Here is a 19719-nt window from a genome sequence, read left to right on the forward strand (position 1 = left end):
CCTCCACGAAGATTAAGTTGTCAAGGTTTTATAAAAACCCTGCGACCTATCCCTCAAACCTTTATCCATAAAGGATTTTGGTTGATTTCAGGTCAACGAATCGCACTCATGAGTTGTCCACCAGGTAAACCCCCAGCTTGGAAACCTTCAAATACAAGGGGTTTGAGGTTAGCTCTCGCCGCATAGATAGCAGCCGTGTACCCTGCTGGCCCAGAACCAATAATTACTACGTTTTCTACAGTCGGGTTAGACATGATATTTATACGAACTCATAACGACTACGTTTAATATAACATAACATATTAGATCGGCAAGGGTAGGAACTAGAAAATCTCTACTAGTAGCTGTACTTGACAAGATGGACTTGTGCTGTGTTCTCACTGAGGCTTGCTGTGTTAATGGATGTTAGTTTGGGATTTCTTAACCAAACCATATAATCTTTGTGCCTGTTAAAGATTCAGATAGAAATACTATTGAATTTAATTTATTATCGCTAAATAAAATTATAAAAACTCAAAATAAGCTAAATTTAAGCGAAATTACCAATATAGGGAAAAATTGGGATAAACATAGAGCTAATGCTGAACTGATTTCTAATTATTACGCCACAGCAGATGATCATGAGTTCAATAATTATGCTTGGCGCATCAAAATCTGTTCTGAGTTTTTAGAGTTTCAACTATCACCAGAGGAAGCAGGTCAAATTCTCAAGCTCAAGTTATTGCATACCAGATTTTGCCGGGTTCGTCACTGTCCTGTTTGTCAGTGGAGGCGATCGCTCATGTGGAAAGCCAAAGCATATAAAATACTGCCACAGGTTGTTACAGACTACCCTAAATATCGTTGGTTGTTTGTCACATTGACAGTAAAGAATTGCCAGATTTCCGAACTAAGGAAAACCTTGGATGGGATGAACAAGGCTTTTAAGCGATTAACGGAATTGCAGGTATGGCCAGCGAAAGGCTGGATTAAATCGCTAGAAGTAACTAAGGGTAGAGATGGAGTATCTGCACATCCACATTTACATATTTTGGCAATGGTGCAGCCTTCCTATTTTAGTCATGGCTACTTGTCTCAAGTCAAATGGGCGACATTATGGCAGCAGTGTTTAAGAATTGATTATGAGCCAGTTGTTCATATTAGTGCGATCGCCAAACAACATGACCCCACAAGACTGATTCCTGAAATACTCAAGTATCAGGTGAAGGAAGCGGACTTAATAGCTGATAGAGAATGGTTTTTAGAGCTAACCCGCCAGTTGCATAAAACCAGAGCAATTGCTGTTGGGGGTGTACTCAGACATTATATGCGCGAGTTAGAGGAGAATAACCAAGACCTCATTGACTGCGGTGAAGAGATGAATGAGGCAAATCAGGGAACTGTGTTTTTCAGATGGGATCACAAATCACATAAGTACAAAATAGAGGGATAACTGAGGTTAGTTAAAGTAGTCATAATCATGCAAGTATGGTGGTTTAAGGCTACTAAAGAATGTAGAGGCCAAATCTAGGAGAGAGTTGGTACGAGCGTAATATTTAGAATGTGGATAGGCAGAAGCAAGACGGCGATACTCAGAAATAGGAGCAAAAAACCAAATCACTTTTCCACTAGCATAGTGAGTAATGCGATAAATAACTACAGATTTATACCAATGCAGAAATTCAGGTTGACCTAAGAAGAAATTAGGGATGAATATACGGCCAACAGGAACACCAGGCATTACACGCAAATTAATCAAAAATTCAGGAGACATATTTAACCTCATCGTAGAACTTCACTACTTCCATAACCCGAAGGGAATAAAAAAGAATCCTTCAACGTAGACGACTATCTTTCTGCAACTTCTTAATTTATTCCCGCAGGGAATATCCCCCCTGTCAGCCCGAAGGGAACAAAAAAAGAATCCTTCAACGTAGACGAAAAGATTTATTTAACCTCACCACTTTTTAGGCGTTAGCCTAATAATCTCAGCATCAAAACGAGAAATCCCAGGCAACCAAAGGATGACTGGGATAGCGAGGATCTTATTTACCTTCTCTTGAAGCCGAAAAATAGCTTCGATATGGAATTAATAAGAATTAGCAAAATGTTGAGATATTACTTTTTCACCAAATAAGTTATGAAAATTAGCAACTGTTCGTGTAATATGAATTAGCTTTGGTAGACAGCAGATATAGAACGCTTTTATGAATCAATTGACAGCTAAAGATTGGATACTCATCAAAGGGCGGCTGACTCCCTATCTGTTCTTGCTACCTGCTTTGGTTTTGTTGGGGTTAACTGTCTTTTGGCCTGCGTTGCAAGCGTTTTACCTGAGTTTTACTAGCTACGAAGACCTGAGCCAACCGCCGCAATGGATAGGTTTTAGCAACTTTCTGCGATTGTGGAAAGATGCCGTTTTCTGGAAAACTTTAGAAAATACATTTCTTTATCTTGTCAGTGTAGTGCCGATTTTGGTGATTGCGCCTCTAGGGTTGGCAATTTTAGTCAATCAAAAACTACGCGGAATTAATTGGTTTCGAGCTGCATACTATACACCTGTGGTAATTTCTATGGTGGTTGCAGGTATAGCGTGGAAATGGTTATATGCAGAAAATGGCTTACTTAATCAGTTGTTAAAAACAATTGGTCTTTTCCCAGAAGGTATTCCCTGGCTGACTACTTCCGCTAAAATTTTCGGTGTTGTGCCAATTTCTCTAGCCAGCGTCATGGCCGTCACGATATGGAAAGGACTAGGCTATTACATGGTGATTTATTTAGCTGGTTTGCAATCAATTCCCGCAGATGTGTATGAAGCGGCCGCCATTGATGGTTCAGATGGTATTGGTAAACATTGGGATATCACCATCCCTTTAATGAAGCCGTATTTAGCGCTAGTGGCAGTAATTTCCGCCATTTCTGCGACTAAAGTCTTTGAAGAAGTCTACATCATGACTCAAGGCGGGCCGCTTAATAGCTCGAAAACTATTGTTTATTACTTATATGAGCAAGCCTTTAGCAATTTAGAAATCAGTTACGCCTGCACCATTGGACTAGTTCTGTTTTTGCTCATTCTAGCCCTGTCAGTCGTGCGGTTAGTGATTAGTCAACCAGGGGGAGACGGTCTAGTTTAATTCTTAGACTACCGCCTCAGATTTTCCTATGCTACATTGAGTTACAAGATAGTAATACATTTGCCGAGCTATGGTCTGGGTTCTAAATACCCAACTGGTGCGCCAACCTCTGGATTGAGCGTATACCGCAAAGTAATAGGTTACTATTTTACCCCGTTTGATTAGGTCAGTGGCAGAGCTTATAAAGCTTATGCTACATCAAACACACCGAAAGTTAGCTCAGTGGTAGAGCGATCGACTGTTAATCGATATGTTGTAGGTTCAAATCCTATACTTTCTCCCAACCCTGTCTGGGTCAAAAGACACTACTCTGCAAAAGTAGCCAATTTAACTTTATTACAACTCTGCGATGTAGGCTTACTATTGGTCATCACCTGGTGATGTTCAGTAGTAGCAGTGAAGAAGCTAGAGTGAATTTTCTCTCCCTAACTTGAGTATGTTTCTTCGTTTTCCTAATTAGGCAAACCGAACGACATATTTGAGGGCTGTTATTTCTAGATTACTTAAGGGTAGCCTAGACACAATTAGCAGCAATCTTCATCCAGTTTTGGAGACACTATTCGCCCGCAACTAAACTGTCAAAACCTATATTTGCAGAGTTTTAAAATATAATGTAGTATGTGTATTACATCATATTTTTCAGGTTTCGTAGTAAGGACTTGAGTCCTTTTTTGTTCGCGGAGCGTCTCAAAGAGAGAACTAAAGTTCTCACTACAAACCTCTAACTATAGTTATAACCGTCTGAGTTTCGAGTCGAAATAATCAAGTTATCTATGAAAATATTTATGTGGAAAACATTTTATATTAAGCCTAACGAAATTGGCATTTTATATCATCGTAGTGATTTCAAGAAAATCTTACAGCCTGGGACTTACATTTATTTTGGTAGGCATTGGCAAGTAAAAACCTATGACCTCAATCAGCCTGAGGCTAAAATTGAGAACTTGGAATTATTACTGCGGAATCACGGTACAGAATTACAGGAATATTTACTAGTAGTCAGGACAGCATTTAATCAAGCTGCTTTAGTCAAGTGTGGTCAAATTTGGGTGAGTGTTTTACCTAATCAATTGCGGGTATTTTGGCGTGGTTTTCTTGAGGTGCAAGCTCATTTTTTCAATTTGGAAACAAATTTGGAATTACCTGCTGAGTTTGTGCAGCAATTACGGGGAATTACTTTGAATGGAATCAAGAAATTCCCAATTTCTGAGTATGAGCTTGGTTTGCTGTATGTGCAGAATAACTTTGTGCGATCGCTCTCCACAGGCGATTATGCTTTCTGGTCGGTTGATCGGGATGTTTCGGTGCGGACTATCAGCCGTCTTGTACCGAATCCAGACTTTCCCTTAGAAGAAATTTTAATTGAGCAACATCCTGATTTTGTGGCTACTTATTGCGAAATAGTGCAGTTACAAAGTCAACAAGTGGCGATCGCTCGTCATCAAGGTAAAGTCATAGCTATCCTACCACCAACCAGCCGCAAGCTATTTTGGCGAGGTGTTGAGGTAGAAGTCATCGACATCAGCACTGATGCTAAATTGCCAACTCGTCTAATTGCGGAATTAGTTTCTGGTTTACCGGACATTCAAGCCCTAAGCTGCAATTACCTACATATTTGTGAAGTACCTGCACAGCACGTCGGCTTACTATACATTAATCAAGAATTTCAAACACAACTCCCCTCAGGGAAACACGCATGGTGGGTATTTGGACGTTCCTTGTACACGGAAGTTTTTGACTTACGCTACTCTACCCTGGAAGTATCCGGTCAAGATATCCTATCTAAGGATAAAGTGCCTTTGCGCTTGAATTTAACCGCAGGTTACCGCATTCTTGATCCGTTGAAAGCGAAAAACGGGTTATCAAATATTCCTAACTATTTGTATAAAGAATTGCAATTTGCCTTGCGTGGTGCTGTTGGGGAGAAAACCTTGGATGCTTTACTAGAAGATAAAGGCGCAATCGATAGAAGTATTTTTGAACACATTCATCAGAAAACTGTAGACTATGGAATTGAAATAGATTCGGTCGGGGTAAAAGATATTATTCTCCCTGGCGAGATGAAGACGATTTTGAGCAAGGTTGTAGAAGCCGAAAAAGCCGCCCAAGCCAACGTAATTCGTCGTCGTGAAGAAACGGCTGCTACCCGCAGTATGTTAAATACTGCCAAGGTCATGGAAGATAACCCTGTGGCTTTGCGTCTAAAGGAGTTAGAAGTGCTAGAGCGAATTGCCGAAAAGATTGAGAAAATTCAAGTTAATGGCAGCTTGGATAGCATTTTGACAGATTTAATTCGGATTAACCGAGATTAAATTTTTTCACCCAGTCTGGAAGCGGGTTTCAGACTTTGATTTAGTAGTACCTATGTTCGCATTGTCAGGGCTAAGTTGAAAATGTCCTCCAAAACCATGATATGGTGGGCATTTCCCAGCCTAAATAAATTTTAAAATCAAATACTAACCTGATGGATGCAGAGAATTGGCTTTTATGTCATCCTAGAAAAGGAGAGTTAATTCGGTGAGCATTTTTGTTTTTAGTATTGACGGGCTTTTCCCTTTTAGTATTTACAGACTTTTCTCCGAAATTTACATCTCTAGACAGTAATAATTTTGGAGATAACCGATGTCAATTTATGTAGGCAACCTCTCTTACGAAGTTACCCAAGACACATTAACTGCTGTTTTTGCAGAATACGGCACTGTAAGACGTGTTCAACTACCTACTGACCGCGAAACAGGACAGCTACGTGGCTTTGGTTTTGTGGAGATGGGAACTGAAGCTGAAGAAGCAGCAGCCATCGAAGCTCTTGATGGTGCTGAATGGATGGGTCGTGACTTAAAAGTTAACAAAGCCAAGCCCAGAGAGGACAGAGGTTCGTCTGGTGGTAATCGGGGTGGATACGGTGGAGGTGGTGGACGTAACCGCTACTAATAATTTAGAAGCTGAAATTTTTCCAGCATATTTTCAGGACAGACAAAAGTTCTGCCTTTTTTTATAATTTAGTCAACTTGAAGGCTTACCACCATAAGCCATTAATTACGCAATTTAGCAGGAGAGATAATGACCCAAATCGTAGTGGGTGAGAATGAACACATTGAATCAGCCTTACGCCGATTCAAGCGAGAAGTTTCCAAGGCGGGAATTTTTCAAGATATGAGGAAGCATCGTCACTTTGAAACGCCTATTGAAAAATGCAAGCGCAAAAAACTTGCCTTGCACAAGCAGAGTAAGAGACGTTTCCGCACCTAAGAAATAACATAGACATAAAAGAAAACCCTCGTACAAGCTATGAGGGTTTTCTTTATCTCCCAAGGTAGGTAGAAACCCCAACGCCAGTTATCTCAAGCCGGGAAACCCGCCCACGAGACTGGCTCCCTCTTGTGGGTGGCTGTCTTGAATTTTGAATTTTGTAGCTTTAGCTTTCCTTTGGTACGCAACGCTCGTGCGACGCGAACGGAACGCTACCGCGAACCCGTAGGGTATTTTGAATTGATTAATCGCAACTCTCTACTAGCCACTCCTCAGTCCCCACTCCCGCGTTCTCTAACAGTTCGTGCTGCAATAAATTCTTGCCTTTTTTTTTGGCGGAATACATTAAATTATCTGCTATCTCGATAATTTCACTAACTGAATGTGGGGGACGAACAAAAGTAATAGCACCAATACTAAAAGTTACTGATAAATCTTCTTGTTTCATAGAAGACAAGAGAGATTTTTGTACTCTATTCAGTACTACTTCTGCTGCTTCATAACCAGTACGTGGTAATAAAATAGCAAATTCATCACCGCCAATTCTGGCGATTACATCAATTTTACGTAGAGTCTTTTGAGTAGTCTTTGCTATTAATTCAAGCAGGCGATCGCCAAAATTGTGTCCAAACTGATCGTTGATTTGTTTAAAGTTATCAACATCTACATAAGCTAATGTCAAAGGTTCTTTATGCCTCAAAGACTTTTCAATCTCATTATTGACTATATCTAGAAAAAATCCTCTATTAGTTAAACCAGTTAAATTATCTGTTCGAGCTAACTTTTCTAAATTGTTTAATGTGGCTTTTAGTTGGGCAAGGAGATGATTGACAAATAGAAAGAAAACTAACATTACTAGTGCATTCCAAAAATGTATTAGAGGATGAAAATGATATTTATCTTGAATTTGATTAACTACAAGACTGGTAATGTCACTGGCTACGCATATTAAAAATCCCGTATGTTTGTTGACAAACCATACAGAAATGCCAATCGGAAATAAATATAGTATTGATACCGAAATTTCTGGAGAAATACAGTAATCAATTAAGCCTATAATCATCATCAGAAATATGCTTAATAAGGCCGAGAATGATTGATTTTTAGCCTCTAACGTTTGAATGAAACGCATATTCCCTCTTTTAACAGCCTTTTTATTTACCTTTACCCACTGCTGCGACTGTTGTTATACACACATCTTATATATAAATCACGTCCATGTTGAAAGGTAAAATTTTGTCCCGCATCGGACTATCCTAAGGGGTGTATCAAGCATTAATAATTGCCTTAATTCAGCCTTAACTAGTGGACATTGGGTGGTAAGTATTTTTTGCTACATATAAACACTATGAGCAAGATCGGGGGAAAAGGATCTGACAGAAGGCATTGTCCACCGTATGATGGTTTTGTAAGGCACAGCCTAACCTAGACTTCGCCTTTAAGAGTAAGTCATTGTTAAGCACCAGCGCAGACTATAACAATAGGAATTCAATTAGATTCCTATATACAGTCCTCGTATTTATACGGTAAATTTCAAAGAGTGTAACCCATGAATGCAACCAATACACATAATGAATCTATTTGTTTTTGTACAGCTGCCTTTGGTAAAGAATATATTCTTCTAGCGAAACTACTAGCAGAAGACATACATCAGTTTGCGCCGGGTCATGTTTTCGTAATTCTCACTGATAAACCAATATTTTTTCAGAATCACCCTAACGTCATTGCTATCAAACATTGGTGTCGAGGAGTAAAGCCATATCACGAAAGAAGGTTTGCTATCCAGTACGCTCTTTCTCTGTCATCTACGGTTATGTATTTAGATGCAGATGTACGGATTTGTTCTCCTTTACCTCAAGACTTAAATTTTGCTCCAGGTTTAACAGCACGCAGTTGTACAGATATGAAAAAACATCTGCAACATCAATTTGACCAGCCTTCTCTGACTCCCGAACGTCAGCGCAAGAAGCACATTATTGAAAGCATGGCTAATAAAGTTGGAATTGATATTTATTCTTCATCTTTAAAGTTTATCAACGAATTTTTGTTTGTGATTAAAGCTGATGAAGGACGCGAATTAGAATTTTTGCGTTTATGGGGAGAATTAGCAATTTATGCAGATACTTTAGGTCTACATAATAACCCTACCTATGCAATGGCTTTAGCTGCTGTGAAAAGTAATTTTTTGATTTTCCATAGTGAGATGAATGGGCTGAATTTCTTCGATAACCGTATTGAAAAAATCAGAATTAGCCAAGGTACATCTACATTGGGAGAAAAAAGTCAAAAATATTTTCAAGAACAATCTCAAATTGAAGATAAACGTCGCAATTTATTACAAAAAAGTTGGCGATTCCTGAATCGAAAGATATCTTTTGGATATAACTTGATTCGTGTTCGCTTGATGTCAGCATTTTTACCCTCTATGTTGTTGGATTATCCCAAAAACTATACACCTACGAAAAAAGCAACATCTGTCAGTCCAGAGATGTAAAAAATACCTGTACTTTTACATAATTTTTCAAAGCCACATCAAGATAATCAGAATTTTTTGAGATGGCTATCTTGTTTGCACCTTTGTCTATACAAAAAATATTTTTCTTGTAACAAATTGTTAAACCAAACATCCGTCAACAGACATAGATTAGTATAGCTGGCGGATATCTAAAACCTAAGAATTTGATATGTCTTGAATTATTTACAAGTAATTTCCGCTAGAAGACTGGTTTTGGTTTGTTTACGAATCATGAATAAGAGGCGTGAGAAACCAAAATCTAATTTTTTTTGCTATGGTGATCCCAAAGGAATTATTAAGCACACAACAAAGGTATAAACACGATAAATCGTGTCTATCAGGCTGGGATTGGCAAAATCACAAACATAAATCCAAAAAAAGAACTAATCCTAAATAACTAGAGCATTAATATGGGAGGTAATACTGATGGTTACAGTATCTCAACACGCCTTGGCACAATGTTCTCAAGAGAGATCACTTATTCTCTGGTTTGATGAAGTTGGTATTGGGGATATTGCCTTAGTGGGGGGTAAAAATGCGTCATTGGGGGAAATGATTAAGCAGCTTACACCCAAAGGCGTGAACGTACCAACAGGATTTGCCACTACTGCTTATGCTTATCGTTATTTCATCCAATCGGCTGGATTAGAAGCTAAATTACGGGAACTATTTGCAGATTTGGATGTGGAGGATGTGAGAAATTTACAAGAACGAGGGCTAAAAGCCCGATCGCTCCTCATGCACACCCCATTTCCCTTAGAATTACAACAGGCGATCGCCAACGCTTACCACAGCTTATGTAAACAATACAACCCGGATACTGATGTCGCCGTCCGTTCTAGCGCCACCGCCGAAGACCTCCCCGATGCGAGTTTTGCGGGACAACAAGAAAGTTACCTCAACGTAGTTGGTGTAGAAGAAGTACTAGTAGCTTGTCATAAATGCTTTGCTTCCCTATTTACCGACCGGGCTATTTCCTATCGCTATACTAAAGGGTTCGATCACTTTAGTGTCGCCTTGGCTGTGGGCGTACAGAAAATGGTACGTTCTGACCTCGCAACTTCTGGTGTGATGTTTTCCATTGACACAGAAACAGGATTTAAAGATGCGGCATTAATTACAGCCGCCTATGGCTTGGGTGAAAATGTTGTTCAAGGTACAGTTAATCCAGATGAATATTGTGTTTTTAAACCGACATTAAAAGCAGGATTTAAACCAATTATTGATAAAAAATTGGGCAGCAAAAAATTAAGAATGATTTATGAGCAAGGTTCCCAATCTACTAAAAATGAACCTGTATTAACAGTAGAACAAAATAAATTTGCCCTCAGTGATACAGAGATTTTACAACTAGCTCATTGGGCTTGTTTAATTGAGGATCATTATTCTCAAGCCCACGGTCATTACACCCCGATGGATATTGAATGGGCGAAAGATGGCATCACTAACCAACTTTTTGTCGTGCAAGCACGTCCGGAAACAGTGCAATCGCAGAAAAAAGGTAACGTGTTGCGGACTTATCGGTTAGGAAAGGGAATAGGGAACAGGGGACAGGAGACAGGAAATTTAACTAACTCAGCACTCCCCCTAGTCACTGGACGCGCTATTGGTGAAGCGATTAGTCAAGGAACAGCACGGGTGATTTTAGATGCCAAACAAATAGAACAATTCCAGGCTGGGGAAGTCTTGGTAACAGAGAGAACTGACCCCGACTGGGAACCAATTATGAAACGCGCCAGTGCGATTATTACCAATTCTGGCGGTCGTACCTGTCATGCGGCGATTATTGCACGGGAATTGGGTGTGCCGGCGATCGTGGGCTGTGGTAATGCTACGCAAGTTTTGACAACGGGACAAGAGGTGACTGTTTCTTGTGCGGAGGGAGAAGAAGGTAAGGTTTATCCTGGGTTATTACCGTTTGAAGTCGAAGAAGTTCCTTTAGAAAACTTACCCCGCACCCATACACAAATTTTGATGAATGTGGGTAATCCTCAAGAAGCCTTTAGTTTATCGGCAATTCCCAATGATGGCGTTGGTTTAGCGCGGACTGAGTTTATTATTGCTAACCAAATTCAAGTTCATCCTTTGGCGTTGATTCACTACGACAAATTAGAAGATGCAGAACAGAAAGCCAAAGTTGCTGCGATCGCAGCCATGTATGATGATAAACCCCAGTATTTTGTGGATAAGTTAGCCCAAGGTGTGGGTAGAATTGCGGCGGCGTTCTATCCCAAACCTGTGATTGTGCGAATGTCAGATTTTAAGAGTAATGAATATCGCAACCTCGCGGGTGGTTCGCAATTTGAACCAGAGGAAGAAAACCCCATGCTTGGTTGGCGGGGGGCTGCACGTTATTATGATCCGGGTTATAGAGAAGGTTTTGCTTTAGAGTGCGAAGCCCTCAAGCGGGTACGGGATGAGATGGGTTTAACTAATGTCATTCCTATGATTCCTTTCTGTCGCACACCTGATGAGGGACGCTTGGTTTTAGCAGAGATGGCAAAACATGGTTTAAAACAAGGCGTGAACGACTTACAGGTTTATGTGATGTGTGAGTTACCGAGTAATGTCATCTTGGCTGAACAATTTGCGGAGGTGTTTGATGGCTTCTCCATTGGTTCCAATGACTTAACTCAGTTAACACTAGGATTAGATAGAGATTCGGCTTTAGTCGCGCGATTGTTTGACGAACGTAGTCCGGCTGTAAAGCAAATGGTAAAAATGGCGATCGCGTCTGCTAAAAAACAGCACCGCAAAATTGGTATTTGTGGACAAGCACCAAGCGATTACCCGGAATTTGCTCAATTTTTGGTAGAGGAAGGAATTGATTCAATTAGTCTTAATCCCGACTCTGTATTAAAGACGATGCTGGAAATAGCTAAGGTAGAACAGGATGAGTAATGAGTAATGAGCAATGAATAATGAGTAATGAGTAATGAGTAAGAAATATTTACTTATTACTTATCAATAGTCCATAGTCAATCAATACGCTTTGGTTCAAATAGGTTGCCACAAGAATCAAGTCTGTGGGAGACTTTGCAATGCAAAGTCTCCGCCCATTCCCCACTATGGCTACATCCTTGCTAAAGCAGCAACTTTGGAAAGTTTGTCTTTAGTTAACCCTTCCAGTTCGTTCAAATGTAGCCAACCGTCTTTAACTAATCCAGCAAAGACAAACAGCAAAGCCGAGTATTGGTAATCATACTTACCCTCGATTTGGTGCCTTCTCGCACTGAGGAAATCGTGTAATTGCCAAAGTTCGTCCAACTCTACTAGCGTACTAGCTTCCTTTTGGACTTGTTTTAATAAAGCCTCAATCTCTCGCTTATAGGCTTGATCAAAGGCTGTTCGAGCTATCTCCTTCTCAATATCAGTCCACTCAGCTTCACTCACTTGCATGATCCAATCTAAAATTTGTATGGTAATTAATTTTGTTAGAATTGCTTGTCTTTGAGAATAATAAAGCGCCCTTGGTTAAGAGAGCGCTTTTGGCGATCGTCAGCTAATTAACTTTCTGTCTTGTTGTCCTAACGAACCAAATTCAAAAGTTCTTTGGGGGAAGCTAACAAGTCAATAGCTACGAAGAAGATTTTGCCTTCTGGGTTGAGTAAGAATCGCCAAGCCATGTTCATACCTACGGCTGCACCGAACCAAGGAGTCTGAACTTTACCAGTTACTTTTACCTGAGTGTAACCATCATCTGCGGGTTCAGCTACACCGCGCTCTGGGAGTAAGTTGAGGTTCTGACATTCTTCGCGGAAGAACCGTAAAATTGCATCTTTGCCAATAATTGGTCTTTGGAATGGAGGTTGTAAAGCGCCATCTTCCACGAACAACTTGATGAGTTCATCAAAGTCATTGGCATTCAAGTTGTTCATGTAATTCAACACAGTGGAATTGTTAATTCCCTCAATCTTGACTTGATTGCGCTGAGAAATATCTTTAGGTGCAACTACTGGTTCTGAAACTCTGGTGTAGCCGCCTAGTTTGCTGGCATCATAACCCATGTCTACAACGGAGTTACGAAGGACGGTAATCTGTTGTCCTTGATCCAAACTCTTCAAGGTTTCCAATACCGCATTAGCATTGGCTGAAAGCTGATAGCCAGCAGGAATTGGTGCGACAATGCCTTGTTGCATCCATTCTCCGAGCTGATTCCAAAAACCCAGCTTGATATTAGCTGACCAAGTAGCATAGGTGCGACAAATAGGAGTATCTGTGTGGTTTGCCAGATCGCACATAACCTGAGTTTGCTCGTCAAAGGTCATTTGCTTGATTTGGTTCAGGATTGCTTCTGCAAACTGCATACTAGCTGCACCAGGGGCTGCAACCGTAATAGTTTTGCCCATTTCCAAAAAAGCAAACCATGTCCAGGCCAGTTGATCTTCAGCACTGAGTTGGTTAAATCGTGCAGTCAAAGCTGGCACTGCATCAGCCTGTAGTGTGTTAGGGAAGATACGACGGGCGGAATCGATAGTAATTGCCATATATAGGGCTACCTTGCGAAGTTTTTACTTGACAAAAGGCGAAGTAAAAAGTCTTTCAGGATACAGTTTTACTCCCCGTGTTCAAAGTATCACAAAAGTTTGCATAAATTAAATAAAATTTACACTTAGCTCATAAATTTAACATAACTAATGGCTGAAATCCCTGAATAATCTACGTTATGAGGATTGGATATCTTTGGATTGAGATGTTTGTCTCTCATAATTTAGCTAAATTTGATTGATGTATGCAGGTAAATATACTTTCCTTCATACTTAGCACCCTCCTGAATATCCTACTTTGTGTGGATATCCCGTTGATATAAGTAATGACTAATGACTAAAAATTTGTATCGAATTGGCTTAGTGAGTATTTTTTTTGTGTCACTCGCTTTACGTTTTTGGGGATTGGATAGATTTAATACTCTCGTATTTGATGAAGTTTACTATGCTAAATTTGGACATAACTATCTGAACCAGATACCATTTTTTGATGGTCATCCACCGTTAGGTAAATATATGATTGCCGTGGGAATGTGGCTGAGTAGTTACATTCCTTTTTGGCAAGATGGAGTTAATGGATTGACTGGTGAGTTGCGTTCAGCTTGGAGTTATCGTTGGGTTAATGCTCTGTCTGGCTCATTTATTCCCCTAATTGTGGCGAATATAGCCTATCAGATAAGTTACCGTTCTAGTTTTGCTTTACTTGCGGGTTTGTTTACAGCGTGCGAAGGTTTATTACTTGTAGAATCTCGCTATGCTTTAATTAATATTTATATTGTCCTATTTGGATTATTAGGGCAATGGTTATTCTTATTAGCATTAGCCAATCAAAAGACAAGACGTAATTTATATCTAGTCTTAGCTGGTGTAGCTTTTGGTGCTGCGATCGCTACTAAATGGAATGGATTATTTTATTTAGCAGGTATCTATTTCATTTGGTGTTTAGGTTGGATTTGGCAGTTTATTACAAACAAAAATCAACCAATAGATAATTATTCCAATAATGGGATATCTATTGGCTTTGAGCAAACCACTAATGATAATATATCTTTACTAAATAAATTAACGCAAATCAACATCGGGCAAGTTTTAATTTTTTTAGGAATTGTTCCCACTGCTATTTATAGTTTGATTTGGATTCCTCACCTACAAATGAATCCAAAATACGGATTTATACAAGTTCATAAAGAAATATTGGGTTTTCACGAACGCCTTGGTGGTAATACTGCTCAAGTACATCCTTATTGTGCTGCTTGGTATAAATGGCCGTTGATGATTCGACCAATGGCATATTACTATCAAACGGCTCAAAGTCTTAATGATCCCTTACCTGTATTGGGGCCGCCTTTGCCTACTGGTGCAGGGAAAGTGATTTATGATGTTCATGCAATGGGTAATCCTTTTTTATGGTGGTTTGGTGTTGCGGCTTTATTATTTTTGCTGTGGATGCTGATGAGAAAAATTGTGATTCCTTTAGTAAAAAAACAGCATTCTTCTTTACCAAAACAGCTTAACATTGATACTTGGATTGCCTTGTATATAGTCTTAAATTATGCTGTCAATTTATTACCTTGGATGAGAGTGTCGCGGTGCGTTTTTATCTATCACTATATGACGGCTGTAGTGTTTGCATTTTTAGCGATCGCCTGGTTTGTTGATCAATGCCTTTGTAGTTATTATCGCCCATTGCGGATTGTGGGTGTGACGATTTGTTTTATCATTATCGCCGCTTTTATTTTTTGGATGCCTGTTTATTTAGGCTTACCTCTTTCTCCTGAAGGTTATAAAATGCGGATGTGGTTTAAATCTTGGGTATAAATTTAGATCAGAATCATCATAATCTGTTTACATAGCTACACATATACGGTTTAATCAATCACCGCTTTTTCACATTTCTTATCTCTATGTATCTTTACTGGCTGTTAGACTGTTAGCGCAAGCAGTAAGTAATTTGTAGTGCGTAATTAGTAATACGTAATTTAAGGAATGTAAATAATTAATTCCTTAGCTTAAAAAAATATCAACACTAATTTTGTTGATTCTAGAGAATCACAAAGGATTATTATGAAAATAGACTTAGAATCACCCAGTATTAATGTAAATAGTTTAAAAGAAGCACCAATTCATCTTTCTGGGCAAATTCAACCGCATGGAGTGCTTTTAGTATTAGAAGAGCCTGAGTTGAAAATATTACAAGTTAGTAATAATACGTGGAGTGCTTTAGGAATCAAAATTGACGATATTTTATACAAAAGATTAGAAGACTTACTCGATTCATTTCAAATTGAAAGAATTCAAGCAGGCTTATCCTCAGAAAATTTGGAATTTATTAATCCCACAAAAATTTGGATACGCAAAAATGGCGATGATTACGTAGTATTTGATGCAGTTTTTCATCGCAATTCCGAAGGTTTTTTAATTCTGGAATTAGAACCTGCAATTACTCAAGAAAATATCCCATTTTTAAGCTTTTATCATCTGGCTAAAGCTTCTATTAGCCAATTGCAGAAAACAGCTAATCTGCGGGATTTTTGTCAAATAATTGTGCAGGAAGTTAGGAAAGTCACTGATTTTGATCGGGTAATGTTATATAAATTCGATGATGACGGACATGGTTCAGTCATCGCGGAAGAAAAACTAGACAGCCTAGAACCATACTTAGGACTGCACTATCCAGAATCAGATATTCCTAAACCAGCGAGAAAATTATTCACATCTAATTCGATTCGGGTAATTCCCAATGCTCATGCTCAAGCTGTACAGATGATACCAGTTTTGAACCCGTTGAGCGATCGCCCAATTGATTTAACTAACTCAATTCTCAGAAGTGCGGCTAACTGTCACCTGGAATACTTGCATAATATGGGTGTCGGTTCTTCTCTGACTATCTCTTTGATTAAAGACAATAAACTCTGGGGATTAATCGCTTGTCATCATCTGTCAGCCAAATATGTTTCTTATGAATTGCGGAAAGCCTGCGAATTTTTGGGAAGAGTGATATTTGCAGAAATCTCCGCCAGAGAAGAAACGGAAGATTACGACTATCGGATGAATTTGACACATATTCAATCACTCTTGATTGAATATATGTCCCAAGAAGATAACTTTGTCGATGGTTTAGTTAAACATCAGCCTAATCTTTTAGACTTAACCAGCGCTCAAGGTGCGGCTGTATGTTTTGGCGACCATTTTACCTTAATCGGTGAGACTCCCAAAGAAGAAGATTTGGTTTTCTTAGTCCAGTGGTTGAAAAATAACGTTGAAGAAGAAGTTTTCTACACTGATTCCTTACCACAAATTTATCCAGACGCAGAAAGATATAAAAACGTAGCCAGTGGTTTGTTAGCCATTCCCATTTCCCAGCGCAATTACGTTTTGTGGTTTAGACCGGAAGTAATTCAAACTGTAAACTGGGGTGGTGATCCTAACAAAGCATTTGAAGTCAATCAGTTAGATGGGAATGTGCGTCTGTGTCCCCGCAAATCCTTTGAACTGTGGAAAGAAACAGTCCGCCTTACATCCTTACCTTGGAAGTATGTAGAAATTAGAGCCGCATTAGAACTGCGGAAAGCGATTGTCAATATCGTCCTACGCCAAGCCGATGAACTGGCTCAATTGGCTCACGATTTAGAACGTTCCAACGCCGAACTGAAAAAATTTGCTTATATTGCATCCCATGACTTGCAAGAACCGCTCAATCAAGTAGCGAATTATGTGCAGTTATTGGAAATGCGCTATCAAGACGAACTAGATGCGGATGCAAATGAGTTTATTACCTTTGCAGTTGAAGGTGTGAGCTTGATGCAGACCTTAATAGACGACGTTTTGGCGTATTCTAAAGTAGATACACAAGCGATCGCTTTTCAACTAACTGAAGTAGAAAAAGCATTAGACAAAGCTTTGGGTAACTTACGCCAACGCATCGCCGAAACAGGTGCTACCGTTACTCACGACCCCTTACCAACAGTCATGGCTGGTAGTACCCAACTAATGCAGCTATTTCAAAACCTGATAGCCAACGCCATTAAGTTCCGCAGTGAGGAACCACCACAAATTCATATAGGTGCAGAAAGACTAGAAGACGAATGGCTATTCTCAGTCCGAGACAACGGTATTGGAATTGACCCGCAATTTAGCGATCGCATTTTCGTCATTTTCCAACGCCTACACACCCGCGACGAGTATCATGGTACAGGTATGGGTCTAGCCATCTGTAAAAAAATTATCGAATGCCACCGGGGACGGATTTGGGTAGAATCCCAACTTGGAGAAGGTGCAACCTTCTACTTTACAATACCAGTTGGAGGTCGAGAGCGTGAGCGTAGAAACGGAAGAAAAACACAAAACCATCTTTTTAGTTGAGGACAATAAAGCCGATATCCGCCTCATCCAAGAAGCATTTAAAAATAGCCAATTGCCACACGAAGTGGTAACAGTTAGGGATGGTATGGACGCAATGGCGTATCTGCGCCAAGAAGGGGATTATACCCACGCACCGCGTCCAGACCTAATTCTCTTGGATTTGAACCTACCCAGAAAAGATGGTAGAGAAGTACTAGCAGAAATTAAAGCTGACCCCTTACTCAAACGGATACCAGTAGTAGTTTTAACAACATCCAGAAACGAAGATGACATCTTTCATAGCTACGACCTCCACGTAAACTGTTACATCACCAAATCCCGCAACCTCACCCAGCTCTTCCAAATCGTCAAAGGAATAGAAGAGTTTTGGCTCTCCACCGTCACTTTACCACCAGAGTGAGGGAGAAGAAGAGGCAAAGGAGCAAGGGAGAAAATTATTCAATTTTGAATTTTGCGGAAAGTTGCGTGCTATGAATCCAGACCTGTAGGCGGGTTTCCCGCCGTAGGGGACTGGTGAACCCGGAGGGGGGAACCCCCGTCGAAGCACACTTTCCAAGACGAATTTTGAATTGATTACTCCCCACGCACTATTTTCAAGGGGGTAAAACCAGAAAATTATGGTTGGACACTCAGTAAGAATTTTATTAATCGAGGATAGCCTCGCAGAAGCCAGGTTATTGCAGGAATATTTGCATCAAGCTGAGTCCAAGCAATTTGTTCTGGTTCATGTGAAGCGATTACAGGAAGCACTCAATGAACTAATACAGACCAGCTACGATGTGATTTTGTTAGACTTAACTCTACCGGACAGTCAAGGGTTATCATCTTTACCTGTGTTGATAGCTTGTGCGCCTAGTGTACCGATTGTTGTCTTGACAAATACTAATGATGAAGATTTAGCAATTGAAGCAGTCAGACAGGGAGCGCAAGATTATCTAGTCAAGCGACAGGTAAATGTTAATGTATTAGTGCGTGCTGTATTTTATGCGATCGAGCGTAAGCAAGCATTAGAAACATTACGCACCATGAATACAACATTAGAAAACCGAGTGGAAGAACGCACGGCTGAATTGGTGAAAGCGCAAGAAATCAACCAGTTTAAATCTGAGTTTGTTTCTATGCTCTCCCATGACATTCGTAATCCCTTAAATACTATTTTGTTAGCTGCTGGGTTGTTACAAAACAACGAAGACAAATTAACCAAGGAAAAAAAACGTTCTCATCTACAAATGATTCGTTCCGCCATCAAAAATATGGCACAGCTATTAGATGAAGTGTCATTAATAGGTAAAGCTGAATCTGGTAAACTCCAGTGTGAACTCATCGCCATAGATTTGGAAGCATTCTGTCGCCAATTAGTAGACGAAGCGCAATTGACTATAGGCGAAAAGCGCCTGACAGTAATTTTCACCTGTAATAAAACATTTGACGAAGCCTTATTAGATGAAAGCTTGCTGCGTCACATTTTAGGTAATATACTGGGCAACGCCATCAAGTATTCCCTACCCGGTGGTATAATTCATTTTGAATTAACTGCCCAAAATCATGCAGTTATGTTCAAGATTCAAGATTGCGGAATTGGTATTTCCCCAGAAGACCAAAAGCAACTGTTTCAACCTTTCCATCGCGGAGAAAATGTTGGAGGAATTGTAGGTACTGGTTTAGGACTAGCTATTGTCAAAAAATGTGTTGATGCTCACGGTGGGGAAATTATAGTCAGCAGTGAGGTTGGTGTTGGTACGACATTTACTGTCATTCTGCCATTAATCAACACTTGAGCCAGTGATAGGATTTATACTTGATTTCTGAAAAAATCTCAGTATGTGTAAGGTGCGTTAGGCGTAAGCTGTAACGCACCATAAGTTTTGGAGAAGGTACGTTACGCTGACGCTGACACAACGGCAATATTGCAGGAGGAAAATCCACACTGCAATTTGCCTCACCTACGTGTATTTCAAAAATCAAATATGAGTCTTATATCAGTTATCAAAGC

Annotated in this window: 15 protein-coding genes, 1 tRNA gene and 1 pseudogene; 12 read left to right on the forward strand and 5 right to left on the reverse strand. The window is 39.8% G+C overall.

Annotated elements, in window-relative coordinates; genetic code table 11:
• Positions 1-104: 104 nt before the first annotated feature.
• Positions 105-254, reverse strand: a pseudogene (locus tag H6G18_RS22205) (FAD-dependent oxidoreductase); the annotation flags it as partial.
• A 188-nt stretch (positions 255-442) separates the two neighbouring features.
• Between H6G18_RS22205 and H6G18_RS22210 the strand changes: the two are divergent.
• The gene (locus tag H6G18_RS22210; RefSeq protein ID WP_199311802.1) at positions 443-1432 is read left to right on the forward strand and encodes a protein rep; all 990 of its coding nucleotides are present in this window, start codon (positions 443-445) and stop codon (positions 1430-1432) included.
• Positions 1433-1438: 6 nt separating this feature from the next.
• Here H6G18_RS22210 and H6G18_RS22215 read toward each other — a convergent pair whose 3' ends face one another.
• Positions 1439-1753: a hypothetical protein gene (locus H6G18_RS22215; RefSeq protein WP_190409267.1), complete on the reverse strand. Its 315-nt coding sequence runs from the start codon at positions 1751-1753 to the stop codon at positions 1439-1441.
• 433 nt (positions 1754-2186) lie between these two features.
• Here H6G18_RS22215 and H6G18_RS22220 point away from each other — a divergent pair, with 433 nt between their 5' ends.
• The 5 genes from H6G18_RS22220 to rpsU all read left to right on the forward strand — a co-directional run bounded on the left by H6G18_RS22220 (position 2187) and on the right by rpsU (position 6362).
• Positions 2187-3113, forward strand: coding sequence for a carbohydrate ABC transporter permease (locus tag H6G18_RS22220; RefSeq protein ID WP_190409268.1), 927 nt, complete (start codon positions 2187-2189; stop codon positions 3111-3113).
• Positions 3114-3321: 208 nt separating this feature from the next.
• Positions 3322-3396, forward strand: a tRNA-Asn gene (locus H6G18_RS22225).
• 502 nt (positions 3397-3898) lie between these two features.
• Positions 3899-5425: a slipin family protein gene (locus H6G18_RS22230; RefSeq protein WP_190409269.1), complete on the forward strand. Its 1527-nt coding sequence runs from the start codon at positions 3899-3901 to the stop codon at positions 5423-5425.
• Positions 5426-5735: 310 nt separating this feature from the next.
• Positions 5736-6044 (forward strand): RNA recognition motif domain-containing protein, encoded by a 309-nt coding sequence (locus tag H6G18_RS22235; RefSeq protein ID WP_190409270.1) that lies wholly within the window; start codon positions 5736-5738, stop codon positions 6042-6044.
• Positions 6045-6173: 129 nt separating this feature from the next.
• Positions 6174-6362 (forward strand): 30S ribosomal protein S21, encoded by a 189-nt coding sequence (rpsU, locus tag H6G18_RS22240; RefSeq protein WP_190409271.1) that lies wholly within the window; start codon positions 6174-6176, stop codon positions 6360-6362.
• Between the two features lie 244 nt (positions 6363-6606).
• Here rpsU and H6G18_RS22245 read toward each other — a convergent pair whose 3' ends face one another.
• A complete protein-coding gene (locus H6G18_RS22245; protein WP_190409272.1) occupies positions 6607-7494 on the reverse strand; it encodes a GGDEF domain-containing protein in 888 nt (295 codons plus the stop codon).
• A 417-nt stretch (positions 7495-7911) separates the two neighbouring features.
• Between H6G18_RS22245 and H6G18_RS22250 the strand changes: the two genes are divergently transcribed.
• Complete coding sequence (locus tag H6G18_RS22250; RefSeq protein ID WP_190409273.1) at positions 7912-8856, forward strand: hypothetical protein; 945 nt, start codon at positions 7912-7914, stop codon at positions 8854-8856.
• A gap of 447 nt (positions 8857-9303) precedes the next feature.
• A complete protein-coding gene (gene ppsA, locus H6G18_RS22255) occupies positions 9304-11778 on the forward strand; it encodes a phosphoenolpyruvate synthase (protein ID WP_190409274.1) in 2475 nt (824 codons plus the stop codon).
• A gap of 171 nt (positions 11779-11949) precedes the next feature.
• Here the strand turns inward: ppsA and H6G18_RS22260 are convergent, their stop codons facing one another.
• Positions 11950-12276, reverse strand: coding sequence for a hypothetical protein (locus tag H6G18_RS22260; RefSeq protein WP_190409275.1), 327 nt, complete (start codon positions 12274-12276; stop codon positions 11950-11952).
• Between the two features lie 128 nt (positions 12277-12404).
• Positions 12405-13364, reverse strand: coding sequence for an orange carotenoid-binding protein (locus tag H6G18_RS22265; protein WP_190409276.1), 960 nt, complete (start codon positions 13362-13364; stop codon positions 12405-12407).
• Positions 13365-13697: 333 nt separating this feature from the next.
• Here H6G18_RS22265 and H6G18_RS22270 point away from each other — a divergent pair, with 333 nt between their 5' ends.
• The 4 genes from H6G18_RS22270 to H6G18_RS22285 all read left to right on the forward strand — a co-directional run bounded on the left by H6G18_RS22270 (position 13698) and on the right by H6G18_RS22285 (position 19504).
• Positions 13698-15182, forward strand: a complete 1485-nt coding sequence (locus tag H6G18_RS22270) for a dolichyl-phosphate-mannose--protein mannosyltransferase (protein ID WP_190409277.1) — start codon at positions 13698-13700, stop codon at positions 15180-15182.
• 246 nt (positions 15183-15428) lie between these two features.
• A complete protein-coding gene (locus tag H6G18_RS22275; RefSeq protein ID WP_190409278.1) occupies positions 15429-17726 on the forward strand; it encodes a sensor histidine kinase in 2298 nt (765 codons plus the stop codon).
• Positions 17680-18126 carry a response regulator gene (locus H6G18_RS22280; RefSeq protein WP_190409279.1) on the forward strand — a complete coding sequence of 149 codons (447 nt, stop codon included), beginning with the start codon at positions 17680-17682 and terminating at the stop codon, positions 18124-18126. The genes H6G18_RS22275 and H6G18_RS22280 overlap by 47 nt, the downstream gene beginning before the upstream one ends.
• Positions 18127-18343: 217 nt before the next feature.
• Positions 18344-19504, forward strand: a complete 1161-nt coding sequence (locus tag H6G18_RS22285; RefSeq protein WP_190409280.1) for a hybrid sensor histidine kinase/response regulator — start codon at positions 18344-18346, stop codon at positions 19502-19504.
• Positions 19505-19719: the final 215 nt, after the last annotated feature.

It is taken from the genome of Anabaena subtropica FACHB-260, assembly GCF_014697105.1.
Taxonomy (GTDB): domain Bacteria; phylum Cyanobacteriota; class Cyanobacteriia; order Cyanobacteriales; family Nostocaceae; genus Trichormus; species Trichormus subtropicus.

What these genes read in the sequence shown, in the direction of transcription:
- H6G18_RS22215 (WP_190409267.1), bottom strand. Translation starts at nt 1,753, where the DNA reads ATGTCTCCTGAATTTTTGATTAATTTGCGTGTAATGCCTGGTGTTCCT.
- H6G18_RS22220 (WP_190409268.1), top strand. Translation starts at nt 2,187, where the DNA reads ATGAATCAATTGACAGCTAAAGATTGGATACTCATCAAAGGGCGGCTG.
- H6G18_RS22230 (WP_190409269.1), top strand. Translation starts at nt 3,899, where the DNA reads ATGTGGAAAACATTTTATATTAAGCCTAACGAAATTGGCATTTTATAT.
- H6G18_RS22235 (WP_190409270.1), top strand. Translation starts at nt 5,736, where the DNA reads ATGTCAATTTATGTAGGCAACCTCTCTTACGAAGTTACCCAAGACACA.
- rpsU (WP_190409271.1), top strand. Translation starts at nt 6,174, where the DNA reads ATGACCCAAATCGTAGTGGGTGAGAATGAACACATTGAATCAGCCTTA.
- H6G18_RS22245 (WP_190409272.1), bottom strand. Translation starts at nt 7,494, where the DNA reads ATGCGTTTCATTCAAACGTTAGAGGCTAAAAATCAATCATTCTCGGCC.
- H6G18_RS22250 (WP_190409273.1), top strand. Translation starts at nt 7,912, where the DNA reads ATGAATGCAACCAATACACATAATGAATCTATTTGTTTTTGTACAGCT.
- ppsA (WP_190409274.1), top strand. Translation starts at nt 9,304, where the DNA reads ATGGTTACAGTATCTCAACACGCCTTGGCACAATGTTCTCAAGAGAGA.
- H6G18_RS22260 (WP_190409275.1), bottom strand. Translation starts at nt 12,276, where the DNA reads ATGCAAGTGAGTGAAGCTGAGTGGACTGATATTGAGAAGGAGATAGCT.
- H6G18_RS22265 (WP_190409276.1), bottom strand. Translation starts at nt 13,364, where the DNA reads ATGGCAATTACTATCGATTCCGCCCGTCGTATCTTCCCTAACACACTA.
- H6G18_RS22270 (WP_190409277.1), top strand. Translation starts at nt 13,698, where the DNA reads ATGACTAAAAATTTGTATCGAATTGGCTTAGTGAGTATTTTTTTTGTG.
- H6G18_RS22275 (WP_190409278.1), top strand. Translation starts at nt 15,429, where the DNA reads ATGAAAATAGACTTAGAATCACCCAGTATTAATGTAAATAGTTTAAAA.
- H6G18_RS22285 (WP_190409280.1), top strand. Translation starts at nt 18,344, where the DNA reads ATGGTTGGACACTCAGTAAGAATTTTATTAATCGAGGATAGCCTCGCA.